At 61.0% G+C, this 18,213-nt stretch carries 15 protein-coding genes; 6 read left to right on the top strand and 9 right to left on the bottom strand.

What is annotated here, in order from left to right:
* Nucleotides 1-3: 3 nt before the first annotated feature.
* The 3 genes from J4E63_RS14010 to J4E63_RS14000 all read right to left on the bottom strand — a co-directional run bounded on the left by J4E63_RS14010 (nt 4) and on the right by J4E63_RS14000 (nt 4,429).
* Complete coding sequence (locus J4E63_RS14010) at nt 4-1,674, bottom strand: response regulator (RefSeq protein ID WP_207282356.1); 1,671 nt, start codon at nt 1,672-1,674, stop codon at nt 4-6.
* Nucleotides 1,671-3,173 (bottom strand): ATPase domain-containing protein, encoded by a 1,503-nt coding sequence (locus tag J4E63_RS14005; protein WP_207282355.1) that lies wholly within the window; start codon nt 3,171-3,173, stop codon nt 1,671-1,673. The genes J4E63_RS14010 and J4E63_RS14005 overlap by 4 nt, the downstream gene beginning before the upstream one ends.
* Before the next feature lie 197 nt (nt 3,174-3,370).
* Complete coding sequence (locus J4E63_RS14000) at nt 3,371-4,429, bottom strand: lipopolysaccharide assembly protein LapB (protein WP_207282354.1); 1,059 nt, start codon at nt 4,427-4,429, stop codon at nt 3,371-3,373.
* Between the two features lie 220 nt (nt 4,430-4,649).
* Here J4E63_RS14000 and J4E63_RS13995 point away from each other — a divergent pair, with 220 nt between their 5' ends.
* Nucleotides 4,650-4,790, top strand: a complete 141-nt coding sequence (locus J4E63_RS13995; protein ID WP_259333769.1) for an alpha/beta hydrolase — start codon at nt 4,650-4,652, stop codon at nt 4,788-4,790.
* A gap of 31 nt (nt 4,791-4,821) precedes the next feature.
* On the opposite strand, the gene J4E63_RS13990 is transcribed toward J4E63_RS13995, so the two are convergent.
* Both J4E63_RS13990 and J4E63_RS13985 read right to left on the bottom strand, forming a co-directional pair.
* Complete coding sequence (locus J4E63_RS13990; RefSeq protein WP_207282353.1) at nt 4,822-5,493, bottom strand: glutathione S-transferase family protein; 672 nt, start codon at nt 5,491-5,493, stop codon at nt 4,822-4,824.
* Nucleotides 5,494-5,671: 178 nt separating this feature from the next.
* Complete coding sequence (locus J4E63_RS13985; protein ID WP_207282352.1) at nt 5,672-6,424, bottom strand: SDR family oxidoreductase; 753 nt, start codon at nt 6,422-6,424, stop codon at nt 5,672-5,674.
* A gap of 124 nt (nt 6,425-6,548) precedes the next feature.
* Between J4E63_RS13985 and J4E63_RS13980 the strand changes: the two genes are divergently transcribed.
* Nucleotides 6,549-7,496 (top strand): LysR family transcriptional regulator, encoded by a 948-nt coding sequence (locus J4E63_RS13980; RefSeq protein ID WP_207282351.1) that lies wholly within the window; start codon nt 6,549-6,551, stop codon nt 7,494-7,496.
* A 61-nt stretch (nt 7,497-7,557) separates the two neighbouring features.
* On the opposite strand, the gene J4E63_RS13975 is transcribed toward J4E63_RS13980, so the two are convergent.
* The 4 genes from J4E63_RS13975 to J4E63_RS13960 form a co-directional block, all read right to left on the bottom strand.
* Nucleotides 7,558-8,979: an efflux transporter outer membrane subunit gene (locus tag J4E63_RS13975; RefSeq protein WP_207282350.1), complete on the bottom strand. Its 1,422-nt coding sequence runs from the start codon at nt 8,977-8,979 to the stop codon at nt 7,558-7,560.
* The gene (locus J4E63_RS13970) at nt 8,976-12,155 is read right to left on the bottom strand and encodes an efflux RND transporter permease subunit (RefSeq protein WP_192260413.1); all 3,180 of its coding nucleotides are present in this window, start codon (nt 12,153-12,155) and stop codon (nt 8,976-8,978) included. The genes J4E63_RS13975 and J4E63_RS13970 overlap by 4 nt, the downstream gene beginning before the upstream one ends.
* A gap of 15 nt (nt 12,156-12,170) precedes the next feature.
* Nucleotides 12,171-13,424, bottom strand: a complete 1,254-nt coding sequence (mexE, locus tag J4E63_RS13965) for a multidrug efflux RND transporter periplasmic adaptor subunit MexE (protein ID WP_192260412.1) — start codon at nt 13,422-13,424, stop codon at nt 12,171-12,173.
* Between the two features lie 145 nt (nt 13,425-13,569).
* On the bottom strand, nt 13,570-14,334 hold the full coding sequence (locus tag J4E63_RS13960) for an ABC transporter substrate-binding protein (RefSeq protein ID WP_192260411.1): 765 nt from the start codon (nt 14,332-14,334) through the stop codon (nt 13,570-13,572).
* Nucleotides 14,335-14,703: 369 nt separating this feature from the next.
* Here J4E63_RS13960 and J4E63_RS13955 point away from each other — a divergent pair, with 369 nt between their 5' ends.
* From J4E63_RS13955 to J4E63_RS13940, 4 genes are all read left to right on the top strand, one after another.
* Entirely contained in the window at nt 14,704-15,129 is a 426-nt protein-coding gene (locus J4E63_RS13955) for a VOC family protein (RefSeq protein WP_060742514.1), read from the top strand.
* A 128-nt stretch (nt 15,130-15,257) separates the two neighbouring features.
* Nucleotides 15,258-15,878, top strand: a complete 621-nt coding sequence (locus J4E63_RS13950) for a TetR/AcrR family transcriptional regulator (RefSeq protein WP_060742513.1) — start codon at nt 15,258-15,260, stop codon at nt 15,876-15,878.
* Nucleotides 15,879-16,081: 203 nt separating this feature from the next.
* On the top strand, nt 16,082-16,861 hold the full coding sequence (locus tag J4E63_RS13945; protein ID WP_207282349.1) for a thioesterase family protein: 780 nt from the start codon (nt 16,082-16,084) through the stop codon (nt 16,859-16,861).
* A 49-nt stretch (nt 16,862-16,910) separates the two neighbouring features.
* Nucleotides 16,911-18,182 carry an OmpP1/FadL family transporter gene (locus J4E63_RS13940; RefSeq protein ID WP_192260409.1) on the top strand — a complete coding sequence of 424 codons (1,272 nt, stop codon included), beginning with the start codon at nt 16,911-16,913 and terminating at the stop codon, nt 18,180-18,182.
* Nucleotides 18,183-18,213 lie beyond the last annotated feature (31 nt).

Below are 18,213 nucleotides of genomic sequence, written 5' to 3'. Positions count from 1 at the left end.
GCCTCAGACCTTGATCATCTCCCGTACCTTGGCCGTCAACAAATCAAATGTGAACGGCTTGGTGATCATCTGCATCCCCGGGTCAAGGAAGCCGCCGCGTACCGCCGCATGCTCGGCGTAGCCGGTGATGAACAGCACCCGCAGGTCCGGGCGCACCTGCCGGCCGATTTCCGCCAGCTGCCGACCATTCATGCCGGGCAGGCCTACGTCGCTGATCAGCAGGTCGATGCGTTGGCCTGACTCGAGGATCGGGACCGCGCCATTGGCGTCGGCCGCTTCCACGAAGGCATAACCCAGTTCGCTCAACACCGCGCTCACCAGCACTCGCACCGCCGGATCGTCCTCGACGATCAGCACGGTTTCGCCGTCCTGCGCATGCGGCGCGTGCTGGGTGGTGACCTGGGGTTCGTGGACTTCTTCACCGCGAAAGCGCGGCAGGTACAGGTTCACGGTGGTGCCTTTGTCGACTTCGCTGTCGATGGTCACGTGGCCACGCGACTGCTTGCTGAAGCCATAGATCATCGACAGGCCCAGCCCGGTGCCCTGGCCGATCGGCTTGGTGGTGAAAAACGGATCGAAAGCGCGGCCGATCACCGCTTCGGGCATGCCACAACCGGTGTCCTGCACGCTCAGCACCACATAGTCGCCGGGCTCCAGGTTGGTGTAGGCATCGGTGAAGTCGGCGTCCAGGTGTCGGTTGCAGGTCTGCACCACCAGGTTTCCGCCGTTGGGCATGGCATCCCGGGCATTGAGCACCAGGTTGAGCAGGGCGCTTTCCAGTTGGTTGGGATCGGCCTCGGCGACCCAGAGCTGTTCGTCCAATCGCATGTCCAGGCGAATGCTTTCGTTGAGGCTGCGTTGCAGCAGCTCGCCCATGGACAGCACCAGCGTATTCATCTGGACGGCCTTGGAGTCCAGCGATTGCCGTCGGGAAAACGCCAGCAGGCGATGGGTCAGGCCGGCGGCGCGGTTGGCCGAGGTCACGCCCAGGTCGATCAGGCTGTCCAGATCCTCGGTACGGCCGCGGGCCAGGCGTCGACGCAGCAGCTCGAGGCTGCCGATGATCCCGGTGAGCATGTTGTTGAAGTCGTGGGCGATACCGCCGGTCAACTGGCCGACCGCTTCCATTTTTTGCGACTGGCGCAGGGCCTCTTCGTTGTGGCGCAACTGGGCGGTACGTTCTTCTACCTGCTGCTCGAGGGTTTCAAGGGTGGTCTGTAGGCGCAGTTCGCTGTTGCTGAGGTCGATCAGGCGGTCGCGGGCTTCGTACTGCCTTCGGCGACCCCGCAGGGCGGTGGTCACCAGGCTGATCAGGGTCACAGGATGGAAAGGGCGCTCGAGGAAGGTCACGTTGCCCAATTGCGTACCGATACGGGCCGCCGGGTTCTGTTCCGGCCCGCCGTGATGGGTCAGCAAGACAATGGGCAGGTCGGACCAGGCTGGCTGCTGTTCGATTTGCTGGAACAGCGTTTCCAGGTCGGGCCCTATCAAGGCCTCCGAAGAAATCACCAGCAGGCCGGCACCGCTTTCCAACTCTTCGCACAAATGGCCCAGGTGGCGGCAGATGAGGCCGGCAAAACCGGCTTCATTGAGGATCATCAAGGCGATCTGGCTGTCCCGTCCCAGCGGCGCGAGGATCAGCGCCCGTTCGGACAGGGGCTCGGCCGGCGTCACCGGTGTTCATCCTTGAGCAGCGGGTTGCTCTCGCCCATGTAGGTGGGGACCCCGCGCAGGACACCTTGGAACGCCTCCAGTGGCTCGCCGATGGTCATGCCCTGGCGGCTGATGCGGTATTCGCGGATGGTCGACTCGTGGCTGCCGGTGCGTTTCTTGATGATGGAGATAGCCCGGCGAACCTTGCCCAGTGCTTCGAAATAACGCAACAGAATCACCGTGTCGGCCAAGTAAGTAATGTCCACGGGCGCCTGCATGTCGCCGACCAGGCCGTGCTGGGCGACGGTCATGAAGGTCGCCGCGCCCTTGCGGTTGAGATAGAGCAGCAATTCATGCATGTGCAGCACCAGGGCATTCTCTTCCGGCATCGCCGCCTGATAGCCGTTGATACTGTCGATGACTACGGTCTTGATGTTGCCCTCATCGACGCAACGGCGCACGCGGTGGGAGAACTCGCCGGGGGACAACTCGGCGGCGTCGACCTGTTCGATCAGCAGGTTGCCGGTCTCTAGCAGGGCCTGCAGATCGATGCCGATGTTTTTCATGCGCTCGAACAGCAAGCCCAGTTCTTCGTCGAAGATGAACAGCGCGGCCTTCTCGCCGCGACGCACGGCGGCTGCGGCGAAAATCAACGCGATCAGCGACTTGCCGGTACCCGCCGGGCCCAGGATCAAGGTACTGGAACCCGTCTCGATACCGCCGCCCAGCAGCGCATCCATTTCGCCGATGCCGCTGGAGAGTTGCTGGCGCAGGTACTGCCCACGGTGTTCGGCGGCCACCAGGCGCGGGAAGACGTGCACGCCGTCGCTCATGATGGTGAAGTCATGGTAACCTCCGCGGTATTTCTGCCCGCGATACTTGACCACCCGGATCCGCCGCCGTTCGGCACCGTAGCTGGGGGTCAGTTCTTCCAGGCGTATCACCCCGTGGGCGACGCTGTGCACGGTCTTGTCCAGGGATTCGGTGGTCAGGTCGTCGAGCAACAGGACCGTGGCGTCGTAGCGCACGAAATAATGCTTGATCGCCAGGATCTGGCGACGATAGCGCAGGGAGCTTTGCGCCAGCAGACGGATTTCCGACAGGCTGTCGAGCACGACCCGGGTCGGCTTGACCCGTTCGACCACTTCGAAAATCTGCCGCGTCGCTTCGCCCAGTTCCAGGTCCGAGGAGTACAGCAGGCTCTGCTGGTGCTCGGCATTGAGCAGGCTTTCGGGCGGGGTCAGCTCGAAAATATGAATATTGTCATCCAGCGTCCACCCGTGGGAGGTCGCGCCCTGACGCAGTTCACGCTCGGTTTCCGATAGCGTGATGTACAACGAGCGCTCGCCAGCCTTGGCGCCGGCTAACAGAAAATGCAACGCGACCGTGGTCTTACCAGTCCCGGGTTCGCCCTCGAGCAGGAACACATGGCCACGGGACAAACCACCGGAAAGGACATCATCCAGTCCTTCGATGCCTGTGGCGGCTTTTGCACTGATCAACTCGTTAGATGTAGACAAAAATAGCCCTCTCATGACTAGGGAAGTGGGCAGCAGGCGGGGTAACGCCTGAAATCGACTGCCTGAACACTTGACCTTTGGCAGTGATGGCGGTTCCGCTTACATCGACAAAACGCGGTGTACTGCACAAACTTTGTAGGCGCTGTCGAGCGAAGCGAGGTTGAAGGCAATTGAGTGATCGCAGCCTTCGGCAGTTCCTACAGGCCCTGTTGCAGCGCCGGGTCATCAGGGTTCAACTGTTCCAGTTGCGCCAACAGAATCTGCACATTCTGCAACTGACCGGTTTCCTTCCAATAGTTGATCAGCAACACCCGTGCCTTGCGGTCGGCGGGGTAGCGCTGGACGATTTCCTGCAACTGTTTCTGCGCGGCTTCCACTTCCTGTTCGGCATGCAGGGTGGTCGCCAGGTCATAGCGGTAATGCCGGTTCTCGGGTTCCAGTTCCACGGCTTTTGCCAGACCGAGCACCGCATATTCGCTCTGGCCGTGTTGCAGCAGCCACATGCCCAGCGCATGTTGCAGATAAGCCGACGGTGGCTGGGTTTGCAACTGTCGAGCAAGCAATTGTCGTGCGGCTTCGCCCTGGCCTTGTTTGTCCAGCACTTCGATCTGCATGACCAGCGCCGGGAGATTGTCCGGTTGCAGGCGCAAGGCCTGCTCAAGGGCCAATTGGGCTTTCTTCAATTCGGCGTTGTGCAGGTGCAGCCGGGCGAGCTGGTAGTGGGCGTCCGCGGTTTTCGGACCATCCTCGAGCACCTGCTCCCAGGTATCGATGGCGATCTGCATCGCGCCGAAATACAAACCGAGGTCATCCGGCGAAAGGCCCAGCAGGGCATTCACGGCAGCGAACCGGACATTCGGGTCGTCATCATCCAGAAGTGGGCCGAGCAACAGGCTGCGCTGGCCCGTCGGCACCAGCCCGACGACGCTGCCGATGGCGGCCCGACGCACGTCCGGTGATTCGCTGTGCAGGTCCGCGTCCGCCAGTTTCAAGGCTTGCGGGCTGGGGTAGTTGGGCAGTTCGGCGTGCAGCCACACACGGCGCTTGGGTGAGAGGTCTGGACGCCCCAGCTGCTGGTAAAGCATGCGCGCCGCCCCCGGTTGTCCGTTGCGGGCGCTTTCCAAGGCTTCACTGTAACCACGCTTGATCGCTTCGGGGATTTGCGGCGTGGTGCTGCGTAGCCATAGCGCGACAAGACCGATCAACAACAGGACACAGAGGCTGAGGAGCAGATAGCGGCGGCGAGGCGAGGGCATGCAGGGAATCCATTACCAGAAGCGTGAAATGTCGCAAGCTTCGGTCAGGTGGCGGCTTGAGTCAAACCTTGTCACAGCGGTAGCGGACTGTGGGAGGGGGACACAAACCCTGTACCCACCCGAGACCCCTTTGGGAGCCGAGCTTGATCGCGATGGCGGTTGCGCATCCGACATCAGCGCCAACTGACCCACCGCTATCGCGAGCAAGCGCGCTCCCACAATGGTCATGCCTGAACGGCTGGGACACCATGGCCCTGCGTTGGTAGATGACGTGGCCGGCCTGCCACCGACGTTCATGGCCGTGGGTTCACTGGATCTGTTTCTGGAGGAAGATGTTGCCTACGCCCCGCGTCTGTCCTGATCGAAAGGCTTGGGTTGATTGATCGCTTCGGCTAAGCGGCAGCGATCAGCGCTCCTTGTTGGCGGAGATGCGTTTGGAAACGATCGGCATAGTCTTCGACAACGGCATCCCTTACGCTGGAGCGCGCCTCAAGCGCCTTACGCCAAGCCGAAATGCGCGGAAGACCGTCGAAAATCTGGTGTGCGACAGTTGCGTCGATACTCTCGAAGTAACGGAAAAGCGGCGCATAAACCGCATCAACCATTCCAAAGGCCGAGCCATCGAAGAACGGCCCCACGCCTATTTCTGACTCCAGTTTGCCGAGCCGTTCGCGAAATGCGGTGCGCTTGGCATCTGCGGTCGCAGAGTCACGAGCGTGGAGAAACTGCCAGGCTTCAGCTTGAGTCTGCGACGCGAACTCGATCCACGCGCGATTCCGGGCGCGAGCTAACGCATCAACGGGGTACATCGGCGCGCCACCTTGGGTTTCGTCGAGGTACTCGCAGATGACCATGCTTTCGAACAGGATCGCATCTTCCGCATTGTCCTGGCGCACCTTGAGCACGGGGACCTTGCCGGTTGGCGAAACTGCCAGGAACCAGTCTGGCTTGGCTGATAAATCGACATTTATCCGATCGAATTGGATGCCCTTTTCAAGAAGCACAATCGCGGCGCGCTGTACGAATGGGCAGAGTGGGTGGCTTATTAGCGTAAGAGCGTTCATTGCTTTTAGTGGCTCTGGATGGTTTATCAAGCGGAAACGGCGGCAGAGGTTTCCCGCGTACCGCTGTTTGCGCAGTCTGGATTGGACTCGCTCGTCGCTGAGTGCTGAGACGGGTGTTCAGTACCTGATTAACTCAGCCCAGGCGATGTTGCATTCGCGCAATTCTTGAGCTGCGCGCTTAGCCATTCAGCAGGCGGCCGCCGTCAAGGACGATTTCAGAGCCGACCGTCCAGCGCGACTCGTCGGATGCCAGATACAGCACTGCTTTGGCCACCTCGTCGGAGGTACCGAAGCGGCCAAGCGGAATGGTTGCCGTGATCGCTTTGTTAATCTGCTCGCGGTAAGCTTCCGGAATACCTGCCTTGTCGTAAAGCGGGGTCTCGACGGGGCCAGGGCTCACTGCGTTGACACGGATGCCACGGCCCAGCAATTCGGTCGAGAGCGTCTTCGACATGTTCAGCAATGCGGCCTTCGTTGCGGCATACACGGACGAGCGATCTGCGCCTGCGTGCGCGCTTACGGAAGTGGTCAACACTACGGAAGCAGGATTTGCGAAGACCGGCAGCAGCGCCTGCATCAGGAAGTATGGCCCCTTGACGTTGATGTCGAAAATGCTGTCGAACATGTCTTCCGTCCATTCCTCAATGGGCCGCCAGACGGATACGCCGGCATTGAGGAAGGCAACGTCGAGTTGGCCGTAGTGTTCCTTGATGACTTGTGCCAGCTCCTTTTGTGCTGCAACGCTGGCCGAGTCGGCGCGCAGCACCGGCACTTCCGGGCCCAACTCCGCCTGGGCCTTTGCAATCGAATCGGGGTTGACACCCGTAACGATCACGCGAGCACCCTCCGCCAGGAACTGCTTTGCCGTTTCCAGCCCGATGCCACTGGTGCCGCCAGTGATGAGAGTACGTTTACCTTGTAAGCGCGACATTTGAATTCTCCGGTGAATGACCACTGCGGTCGACATGGAGAAATATGCGCTCATGCCACGTATCGGATAAGACTGCGTATTCGCATATAATTCATGCAAATCAGGCATGAATTAAGGTGGGGAAGTGGACCGATTTCTTTTGATGACATGCTTCGCGCGTGCTGTAGAAACTGGGAGCTTTTCGGCGGCAGGGCGCGATCTAGGGTTGGGGCAACCCAATGTAAGCCGCTATGTAGCGGCTCTGGAGGATCATTTGCAGACGCGCTTGCTCCACCGGTCTACGCGCAAGCTATCCTTGACGCCGGAGGGCGAACGCTACTATGCGGACATCCGGCGCATCCTGGATGCGGTGGATGAATCCGAATCGTCCTTCAGGAACAGCGTCGAGCCATCAGGGCTCTTGCGCGTAGCCTGTCCGACAGCTCTCGCACACGCGTTTGTAATGCCGCATGTGCCGGCCTTTTTGGAGCGCTACCCTCAATTGATCTTGGATCTGCAACTCAACGATCGATACGTAGACCTGGTCAATGAAGGTACCGAACTCGCCATTCGCATAGGACAGTTGGAGGACAGCTCCTTGCGCGCCCGGCCTCTTGGATGGTACGACCGGGTCTTCGTCGCCAGCAAGGACTACTTGGCTAAACGCGGAGTTCCACAGACCCCGGATGATCTACGCGACCACGACTGCATCATCTACACCTTACTGTCGTCCGGGGCGACCTGGCGATTCCGTGACGCGGACATTCCGATTGCCGGCAGGCTCAGGGTCAACTCGCCAGACGCTGTCAGTGCGGCGGTCGTGGCAGGCCTGGGTGTGGCGCATGGACCTGCGTGGCTGTTTGAGGGCGGGCTGAACAGCGGGAGATTACAGTTCATTCTCACCGACCATGCGGCTCCCCCTGTCCCTGTGCAGATGGTTTATGTCGCCAATAGATTGCTCCCCACGCGGGCTATCGTGTTCATGGATTTTATGGCTGATGTGTTTTCAAAGATTCCAGCCTTGAACGGCTGCACCCCTCTGCCGACTCTGCTGGAGTCATCGTCAAACAAAAAAAGCCCCGCGTCCAAATGAACGCGGGGCAAAGAATTGGTTGGTTGCGGCCAACCAAAGGAGCTCGGTTGAGCAGGGCGGCTCAGTTGCTGGCAACGGTTTCCGGTTTCCAGCCGCCACCCAGGGCCTTGTAGATCGCGACGATGCCGCGGTACAGGTCCACTTCGGCCTGGGCCTGGGTATCTTCGGCGGCCAGGCGTTCACGTTGGGCATCGAGCAGCACGAGGAAGTCCACGGTGCCTTCGCGGTAGCGAATTTCGGCCAGGTCGGCGGCGGCGCGGCTCGATTCACTCTGGCGGATCAGCGAAATCAGCCGTTGCTGGCGCTTGCCGTAGTCACTGAAGGCGTTTTCCGATTCTTCCAGGGCCAACAGCACTTGCTGTTCGTAAGTCGCCAGGGCGCCGTCCGCCTCGGCGTCGGCACCGCGCAAGCGCGCCCGCACGCTGCCCAGGTCGAAAGCGGCCCAAGTAATGCTCGGGCCCAGCGCCCAGGCGTTGGCGGCCGAGGAGCCGATCTGCGAACCGCGTCCAGCCGTGAAGCCGAGGAAGCCGCTCAGGCTGACCCGTGGGAACAGATCGGCCTTGGCCACGCCGATGCGTGCCGTGGCGGCGGCCAGTTGGCGTTCGGCACTGAGAATGTCCGGGCGTCGTTGCAGCAGTTCACCCGGATCGCCGATGGGCAGGGCCTTGGCGATGGCCGGCAACTGTTTCGGACTCAGGTCCACGCTGAGTTTGTCAGGGCGCTCGCCCAGCAACGTGGCGATGCGGTTGCGTTGGCGCACCTGTTCGGCCTGCAGTTGCGGCACGCTGGCTTCTACAGACGCCAGGCGGGCATCGGCACGCACCACGTCGAGCTGATCGCCGACACCGGCATCGCGCAGGCTTTCGGTGATCTTGCGCGAATCCTGCTGGTTCTTCAGGTTGGCCAAGGCGATCTTTTCCCGCAGTTGCGCGCCGCGCAACTGACCGTAGGCGTCCACCAGTTCGGCGATCATCGTCACCTGCAACTGATAGAGGTCGGCTTCGACCGCCTGCTGATCGGCATCGGTGGCTTCCAGGTTACGCCGGATGCGTCCGAACAGGTCCAGCTCCCAGGCCATGTCCAGGCCCAGGTCGTAACGCTCGGTGCTGATCCGGTCAGTGGTCTGCCCGGGAATCTGGCCTTTGCCCAGGTCGCTGCTGGCCCGGCTGGTGATGGTTGGCATGACGTCATTGCTGGCGTCATCGCGAATCGCCCGGGCGGCCCGCAAGCGGGCGAAGGCCACGCGCAACTCGCGGTTGCCTTCCAGGGAGCGAGTCACCAACGCGTTGAGGGTCGGGTCGTCGAACTGCTGCCACCAGACGCCCTCGAAGCGGGCCCGGTCGAAATTCTTCTGGCCGGCGGCACCGTCGGTGGCGGTGGTGATGGTCGCCGCCTCCGTTTGTGGAGCCTTGTAGTCCGGGCCTACGGCGCAGGCACTCAGTGCCAGAACCAGCAAGCTCGGAACGAACGCTTTCAAACTCATTGTTGCGCCTCCAGTTTCAAAGCCCGGGCCGCCTTGCGGGCCTCGCTGCGCTCGACGAAGTTGCGGATCAGTACATAGAACACAGGGGTGAGCAGCAGGCCGAAGAAGGTCACGCCGAGCATTCCGGAGAACACCGCCACACCCATGGCATGACGCATTTCCGCACCTGCGCCGCTGGAGAACACCAGGGGCACCACACCCATGATGAAGGCGAAGGAGGTCATCAGGATCGGCCGCAGACGCAGGCGGCACGCTTCGAGGACCGCCGCCAGCGGGTTCATGCCTTCGAGCTGTTTATCCTTGGCGAACTCGACGATCAGAATCGCGTTCTTGCAGGCAAGCCCCACCAGTACGATCAAGCCGATCTGGGTAAAGATGTTGTTGTCGCCACCGGAGAGAATCACCCCGGTAATCGCCGACAGCAGGGTCATCGGTACGATCAGGATCACCGCCAATGGCAGGCTCCAGCTTTCGTACTGCGCCGCGAGCACCAGGAACGCCAGCAGTACGCAGAGCGGGAACACGAACAGCGCGGTGTTGCCCGAGAGAATCTGCTGGTACGTCAGGTCGGTCCACTCGTACGTCATGCCGTTGGGCAGTTCCTCCTTGAGCAGTTTCTCGATGGCCTTTTCCGCCTGGCCGGAACTGTAGCCCGGGGCAGCGGCACCGTTGATTTCAGCGGTGATGAAGCCGTTGTAGTGCATCACACGGTCTGGCCCCGAGGTGTCGCTGACCTTGATGAAGGTCGCCAGCGGGATCATCTCGCCACGGTTGTTGCGCACCTTGAGCTGGCCGATCTGGTCCGACTCGAGACGGAACTGCTGCTCGGCCTGGACGTTGACCTGGTAGGTGCGACCGAAGCGGTTGAAGTCGTTGGCATACAGCGAACCCAGGTAGATCTGCAGGGTGTCGAAGATGTCGCTGACGGCCACGCCGTGGGTCTTGGCTTTTTCACGGTCGATGGCGGCATCGACCTGGGGCACGTTCACGGTGTAGCTGGTGAACAACCCGGCCAGTTCCGGCACGCTGCGGCTCTTGGTGATGATGTTCATGGTTTCTTTGTACAGCTCGTCGTAGCCCAGGTTGCCCCGGTCCTCGATTTGCAGGCGGAAACCACCGATCGTGCCCAGGCCCTGTACCGGCGGCGGCGGGAAGATCGCCATGTAGGCTTCCTGGATCTCCGAGTACTTGCCGTTCAAGGCACCGGCGATGGCGCCGGCCGACATGCTCGGGTCCTTGCGCTCGTCGAAGGGCTTGAGGGTCACGAACACGATGCCGGCGTTCGGGCTGTTGGTGAAACCGTTGATCGACAGGCCGGGGAAGGCCACGGCGCTTTCAACGCCTGGCTGCTTGAGGGCCAGGTCGGACATGCGCTTGATCACGTCTTCGGTGCGGTCCAGGCTCGAGGCGTCCGGCAGTTGGGCGAAGGCCACCAGGTATTGCTTGTCCTGGCCGGGCACGAAGCCGGTCGGGGTGGTGGAGAAGCCGAAGAACGTCAGCACCATCAGGCCGGCGTAGAGCACCAGGGCGATGCCGCTGCTGCGGATCACCCGAGCGACGGTGCCCACGTAGCCATGGCTGGCACGTTCGAAGAAGCGGTTGAACGGACGGAACAGCCAGCCACCGAATATCTTGTCCAGGAACTTGGAGAAACGGTCCTTGGGCGCGTCATGGCCCTTGAGCAGCACCGCGGCCAGGGCCGGCGACAGGGTCAGGGAGTTGACCGCCGAGATTACCGTGGAGATGGCAATGGTCAGGGCGAACTGTTTATAGAACTGACCGGTCAGGCCGCTGATGAACGCCGCCGGAACGAAGACCGCGCACAGCACCAGGGCGGTGGCGATGATCGGGCCGGTCACTTCGCCCATGGCGCGCTTGGTCGCCTCCACGGGGGAGAGTCCCAGCTCGATGTTTCGCTCGACGTTCTCCACCACCACGATGGCGTCGTCCACCACGATACCGATCGCCAGGACCAGGCCGAACAGCGACAGGGCGTTCAACGAGAAGCCGAACAGGTGCATCACCGCGAACGTACCGATCAGCGAAACCGGCACTGCCACCAGCGGGATGATCGAGGCGCGCCAGGTCTGCAGGAACAGGATCACCACCAGCACCACGAGAATCAGGGCTTCGAACAGGGTGTGGACCACCGCTTCGATGGAGCCCCGGACGAAGATCGTCGGGTCATAGACGATGCTGTAGTCCATCCCGGCCGGGAAGCCTTTCTTCAGTTCGTCCATCTTGGCGCGAACGTCGTTGGAGATCTGGATGGCGTTGGAGCCCGGACGCTGGAAGATCGGGATCGCCACCGCCGGCTGATTGTCCAGCAACGAGCGCAGGGCGTATTGGCTGGAACCCAGCTCGACCCGGGCGATATCCTTCAGGCGCGTGATCTCGCCGTTGGCGCCGGAACGAATGATGATGTTCTCGAACTCTTCCTCATTCACCAGGCGACCCTGGGTGTTGATCGACAGCTGGAAGGATTGGGCATTCGGCGATGGCGGCGCACCCAGGGCACCGGCCGCGACCTGGCGGTTCTGTTCACGGATCGCGGTGACCACGTCGGTGGCGGTCAGGTTGCGCGAGGCGGTCTTGTTCGGATCCAGCCAGACCCGCAGGGAGTAGTCACCCATGCCGAACAGCTGTACATCACCTACGCCGCCCAGGCGCGCCAGCTCATCCTTGATGTTGAGCAGGGCGTAGTTGGACAGGTAGAGCATGTCGTAGCGTTTGTCCGGCGAGGTCAAGTGCACGACCATGGTCAGGTCGGGCGATGCCTTGTCCACCGTGATGCCGATCCGGGTCACTTCTTCCGGCAGCTTGGGCTCGGTCCGGGTGACGCGGTTCTGCACCTGCACCTGGGCGTTGTCCAGGTCGGTGCCCAGGGCGAAGGTGATGGTCAAGGTGATCTTGCCGTCAGCGGTGGACTGCGAGGACATGTACAGCATGTTCTCGACGCCGGTGATGGCTTGTTCCAAGGGCGCGGCCACGGTTTCGCCGATGACCTTGGGGTTGGCGCCAGGGAAGTTGGCGCGCACGACCACGGTCGGCGGCACGACTTCCGGGTATTCGCTGATCGGTAGCTGGAACAGCGAGATGGCGCCGGCGATCAGGATCAGCAGTGAAATCACCGCTGCGAAGATCGGCCGCGAAATGAAGAACTGGGAAAATTTCATCTTGGATTCAGTCCCTTAACCGCGTGGGGTCGCAGCGGCCAGTTTGCCTGCCGAGCCTGACGCTGCCTTGGATGGCGCGACTTGGGGCAGGTTGCTGGCTTCGAGCGCTTTACGTTGTTGTGCCAGGGCGGCAATGGTTTCGTCGCTGGCCATCGGCACGGTTTCAGGCGTGACCGGTGCACCCGGACGAGCCCGCTGCAGCCCCTTGACGATGATGGTGTCGTCCTTGCTCAAGCCGTTGCGCACGATGCGCAGGCCTTCGATCTTCGGCCCCAGCTCGACGGCGCGGTAGGCCGGCTTGTTGTCGGCGTCCATCACCAGTACGAATTTCTTGCCCAGGTCGGTGCCCACGGCTTCGTCGTTGATCAGCACGGCAGAGTAGGTGCCACTGCCCACCAGCTTCAGGCGGGCATACAGGCCTGGGGTATAGGCGCCGTCCTTGTTGTCGAACACGGCGCGACCGCGGATGGTGCCGGTCTGCGGGTTGACCTGGTTGTCGACGAAGTTCATCTGCCCCTGGTGCGGGTTGCCGTCTTCGTTGGACAGGCCCATGTAGACCGGTGTGGCCTGGCCGCGCTGGCCCTGGCGGGCGAGTTGGGTGTACTTGAGGAAGACACGCTCGTCGGCGTCGAAGTAGGCGTAGACCTTGTCGGTGGACACGACGCTGGTCAGCGGCGTGACGTCGGCGGTCACCAGGTTGCCGGCGGTGATGTCCGCCCGGCTGACGCGACCGCTGATGGGCGAGGTGACCCGGGTAAAGCTCAGGTTCAGTTTCGCCAGGTCCAACTGCGCCTGGATAGCCGCGGCGGCGGCACGGGCTTCCTGGGCGGCGCTGGTGCGCGAATCCGCCAACTCGGCGGAAATGGCGTTGCTCAAGCGCAGGCGTTCGCCGCGCTGGGCTTCGTTCTCGCTGCGGGTGGCGGTGGCGCGGGCTTGAGCCAGTTGGGCTTCGAGGCGACGGACTTCAGCCTGGAAGGGGCGTGGGTCGATCTGGAACAACAGGTCGCCTTTCTTGACCAGCGCGCCTTCGGTGAAGGCCACTTCGTCGATCTGCCCGGAAACCCGCGGGCGGATCTCGACGGTTTCTGGCGCCTCGAGGCGGCCGGTGAACTCATCCCATTCGTTGACGGGCTGCTCCAACACCTTGGCCACACTGACTTTGGCCGGCGGCATGGACGCTGCCGTGTCGGGAGTCTTGCCGCAGGCGCTCATCACCAGCACCGCCAGCAGCGCGAGGGGAAAACGCAGTTTTGAAAGTGAATGTTCCATGGATAGCATCCGCCAATGTATTGAGAATGGGCGGATGATGCGTGGCGCAAGGCACAGGAACGAATCGAATGAAGCAAAGGTAACTATCATTCAGAATGATATAAGCCATCGATGAGGGCTCTAGTCCGGCTTCCCTCGCCACAGTCTACTGCGGCAAATAAAGGTCATGGACACGCTTGACGGTCCCATCCGCGCGAAGCGCTTCAACCGCGTCGCGCAGATGCTCGACCATTTCCGGCGAGCATTGCTTGGAGCAGGCCAGGTAAAGGTCGGCGTTGCTGCCAACCGAACTCATGAGCAGTTTGCGCTTGGACACCTTCGGCCAGATGTAACGACTCTCCGGCACGCCGTTGAACCAGGCATCGATACGCCCCATCAACAGCATCTGGGCGGGATTGTCGCCGATGGCCAACGGATAGATCTGCTCGTCGCTGAACCCTTCGCTGCGCAGGATATCTTCCTGTGCACTGCCCAGGCCGACGCCGATCTTGCGGTAGGTTTCTTTCGCTTGGGCGAAGCTGCTCACCCGCCGCTCGAGGCTGAAAAAGGCGCGCTCCATGGGCATGATCGAGGCGATCCAGGTGAAGCGATCCTCACGAGTGGGGATGCGCGACAGGGGGGTGATCAAGTGGTCATGTTCTTCGCTGACATGCTTTTGTGCCCGGGCCCAGGGAAGCACATGGACCTTTACGGTGTACCCGGCCCTGGTCATGGCCGCCACGGCGACATCGCCCACGATGCCGTGGCCCCTGGGGTCGTTGACGAAGGTCAGCGGAGGTGCGTCGAGAATGTGCAGTTCAATGACCGGAGGCTCAGCGCCCGCCTCATGGGAAGCCAGCAGCGGCAGTAACAGACAAAGCCGGTAAAGCGCTTTGGTTGAGGCGTTCAAAACGCGTGTAGTCGGGCTCATGGACGGATACTTCAGGCATTGAAAGTGGTGCGCCAATCCCGGCGTACGGGCGCCGGGAACAACGTCTACAGGCCAGCTTCTTTATAGGGTGCGGCGCATGATGCAGCGATCCAGCAGGATTCGCCAGAACCGTTCCATCCCATCACGTCAGTGCCGCTGCCTTGGCCCGACTGTGCTTCTGAAGGTATAGATCATTTACTCGGCGCAAGCGGCTAATTTGGATGTGTACCTGCACGGCGGACCTCCGGTGCAAGGTCCTGCCGCGAAAGTCCCGTCCGTTCCCGGCATCGGTTGGACACGGACTGTAGGGTTTTCTTGCCGCAAGCGCGGCGCTACGATGGTCCGACCTCACACGTAAGAGGATTTTCGATGAGCCTTTCTCCGTTTCATCTGGCGATTCCGGTCTACGATCTTGCCGCCGCCCGTACCTTCTATGGTGAAGTGTTTGGCCTGGAAGAAGGCCGTTCCAGCAGCCAGTGGGTCGATTTCAATTTCTACGGTCACCAACTGGTGATTCATGAGCAACCCAAGACCGCTTCCCAGGAAAGCGCCCAGAGCAATCCGGTGGACGGGCACGATGTGCCGGTCCCGCACTTTGGTGTTGTTCTGGCTTGGGAGGCGTGGGAGGCACTGGCTGAACGATTGAGATCTTTCGGTACGGAGTTTGTGATTGAACCCTACGTCCGCTTCAAAGGGCAGGTTGGCGAGCAAGCCACGATGTTCCTGTTCGATCCGTGTGGCAATGCCCTTGAATTCAAGGCATTCAAGGATATGAGCCAGCTTTTTGCCAAATGATACGGATAAATCGGGAGCCCTTGTGGCGAGGGAGCAAGGCGCGGGTAACTGACGGACGGTTGTTTTGTGACTATATTCATTGGTGGTCACAAGTTGTCATCCCTCGCAGGGATGCGTAAGCTGCTTCCATGAATCAGCCAACAGCACCTTCGCCCAGCACTCGCGGCCCAGCCGATCATGACATTCGCGACCAGATTGTCGCGGCGGCCAACGAGCATTTCAGTCAATATGGCTACGCCAAGACCACCGTGTCTGACCTGGCCAAGGCCATCGGCTTTTCCAAGGCCTACATCTACAAGTTTTTCGATTCCAAGCAGGCGATTGGCGAAGCCATTTGCTCCAGCTGTCTTGCGAAGATCGTTGCGGCCGTGGAGGAGGCCATCAGCGAGGAGGGGCTCTCTTCGACCGAGCGCTTTCGCCGCCTGGTCAAGACCCTGATTACCACGGGAATCGACCTGTTCTTCAATGATCGCAAGCTCTACGACATTGCCGCATTCTCCGCGTCGGAGCGCTGGCCCAGCTCCCAGGTGTATGACGCACGGATCAAGCAATTCGTGGTGCAGGTCGTACGGGAAGGGCGCGAAAGCGGTGAGTTCGAACGCAAGACGCCCTTGGATGAAACCGTTGAAGCGATACACCTGACCCTTCGGCCTTTCGTCAACCCGCTATTGCTGCAGTACAGCCTCGATCATGTCGAAGTGGCGCCGACGCTCACCGCCAACCTCATCCTGCGTAGCCTGATGCCCTGAAGGACGGCTGCGACGAGCAGCCGTCCCGATTCGAAAACGACTTCCCTTGCATTCGGGTTGTACCTGACTGAGCGGTCTCTTTTTGCCTGATAAGTGACTATTGACACAAATGGTCACATGAATAAGTATGGCATCGACTTTCAAGTGGTCCCTCTTGCGATGCTTCTGCGGGTTCACGTTCAGGCCAGTCGGAGGACGTCTAAATGACCAGTTTTGCTCAGGTGCTGGCCCAGTTTGATCCGAGCGTGCCGTTCGTTGCTCCCGCCAATTGGCAGCAGGGTCGCACGATCTTCGGGGGGCTTTCGGCTGCGTTGTCGTTGGAGGCGGTTCTGCGCGAACGCCCACAGGGCTTTCCTCCGTTCAAGTCTGCGCAGGTGTCATTCATAGGTCCGGTCACGCAGGCCCAGACATTCGACACAAGCGTGTTGCGCGAAGGGCGATCCGTGACTTCGGTGTCTGTCGACTGCAAGTCGGGCGATGAGCTGGCGTTGCGCACGACCTTGCTGTTCGCTCAACCACGAGCCAGCAGGATTACCCATGAAGCGTGGGGATGCCCGTTGGTGAAGGAGGCGTCGCGGTACACCACGCTGGCGCTGGACAACACCATTGCGCCTGCCTGCGCCTTCAACTTCGAAATGCGCCCCGCGGGTGGTTCACTGCCGGTGTCCGGGGCTAAAAATCCCGAGTTACTGATGTGGGTTCGTCACCTGGATGCCCAGGGGGTGGATCCGGCGGTGGCTTTGATCGCCCTCGCTGACAGCCTGCCGCCCGCCGCGATGACCTGCTTCACAGAGCCGGCAGCCATCAGCTCGGCTTCCTGGACTATCGATCTGCCGCAGCCCGCCGTGACCGGCGAATGGTTCCTCATCAGTTCTTTCAGTCAGCAAGCCTTGGAAGGCTACTCGCTACAGGATATGGAGATCTGGGACGAAAGCGGTCGGCGGGTGCTTTGGGCGCGTCAGACCGTGGCGATTTTTACCTAGTAGAAAAACAAACCGTTCCCCCCCAGCAATTGTTCCTAGAGTCCTAATAATGAAAAGAATCTTGCTCAAGACCCCCATGAGTCTCGCCGTTGCGTTTGCAACGTCCCAAGTGTTTGCCAGCGGCTTTGCGCTGAACGAACAAAGCATCAGTGGGATGGGCTCGGGTTTTGCCGGGCGGTCCTCTTCCGCTGAAGATGCCAGTACTGTCTTCGGCAACCCGGCGGGCATGTCTCGCTTGAAGAAAGAGCAGGTCAGCCTGGGCGCTGCGACACTGTTCACCCAGAGCGATATCAGCCAGACCCGCAGTACTTTCGGTGGCCGAGAGGATGGTGACATGGTGCCGACCACCACGGTGCCGATGGGTTACTACGTCAAGCCGGTGGATGAGCATTGGGCTGTCGGCGTTGGTTTTTATGTGCCATTTGGTTTGATCACCGATTATGGCAGTGACTTTGCCGGGCGTTATTACGGCAACAAAAGCGAAGTGACGACGCTGACCTTCCAGCCTACCGTCAGCTATGCCTTCAACGACAAGGTATCGATCGGGTTTGGTCCGACCATCAACCGCATCAGCGGTGAAATCTCCGGGATGGTGCCCAATCCCCTCAGCCCCGGCAGTAACGACGGCAAGCTCAAGAGCAATGGCGACGATACGGCGCTCGGCTTCAACGCCGGCATCCTGGTGCAGGCGACGGACCAGACTCGCCTGGGGCTGACTTACCACTCCAAGGTCAGTTACCACCTGGACGCCAAGTCCAAGCTCACCGGCGGCATTTTCAGCGTGTTGGGGGTAAGTGGCCGCAGCTATGATGCGTCGTTGGACGTGGATACTCCGGAGTCCGTGGACATCTCGCTCACTCATCAGCTCAATGATGACTGGACGATGTACCTGGGAAGTACCTGGACGCGCTGGAGCCGCTTCAAGGAGTTGACCATCGAGAACTCCGGCCTGCCTGCGCTGCTGAGCGGCGCGTTGAGCACCGTCAGCGAAGAACAGAACTGGCATGACACCTGGGCCCATGCCATCGGTGCCGCGTATAAGCTCAACGATCAATGGGTCCTGCGCGCGGGCTTGTCGGTCGACCAGTCGCCCGCCAACAACACCAATCGTGGGCCTCGGATACCAACCGGCGACCGCACGGTGCTCAGCTTCGGTGCCGGCTGGACGCCAGTGAAAGAGGTGACGATCGACGTGGCTTACTCCTACTTGCAGGAAGAGAGCGTGCGCATCAACGAAACCTCGTCGACCCGTGGCGCATACAGTTCCAAATACCGGAACAGTGCCAGCGGTTTTGGTACTTCAGTCAGCTATCGCTTCTAACGCAATAGGGCGTGTGCCGGGAGCCCTTGCG

This window comes from Pseudomonas sp. FW300-N2F2 (assembly GCF_017351655.1).
GTDB classification, from domain to species: Bacteria; Pseudomonadota; Gammaproteobacteria; order Pseudomonadales; family Pseudomonadaceae; genus Aquipseudomonas; species Aquipseudomonas fluorescens_AA.
The sequence above is the reverse complement of the archived record's forward strand: the minus strand, read 5'-3'. Positions and strand labels throughout refer to the sequence as shown.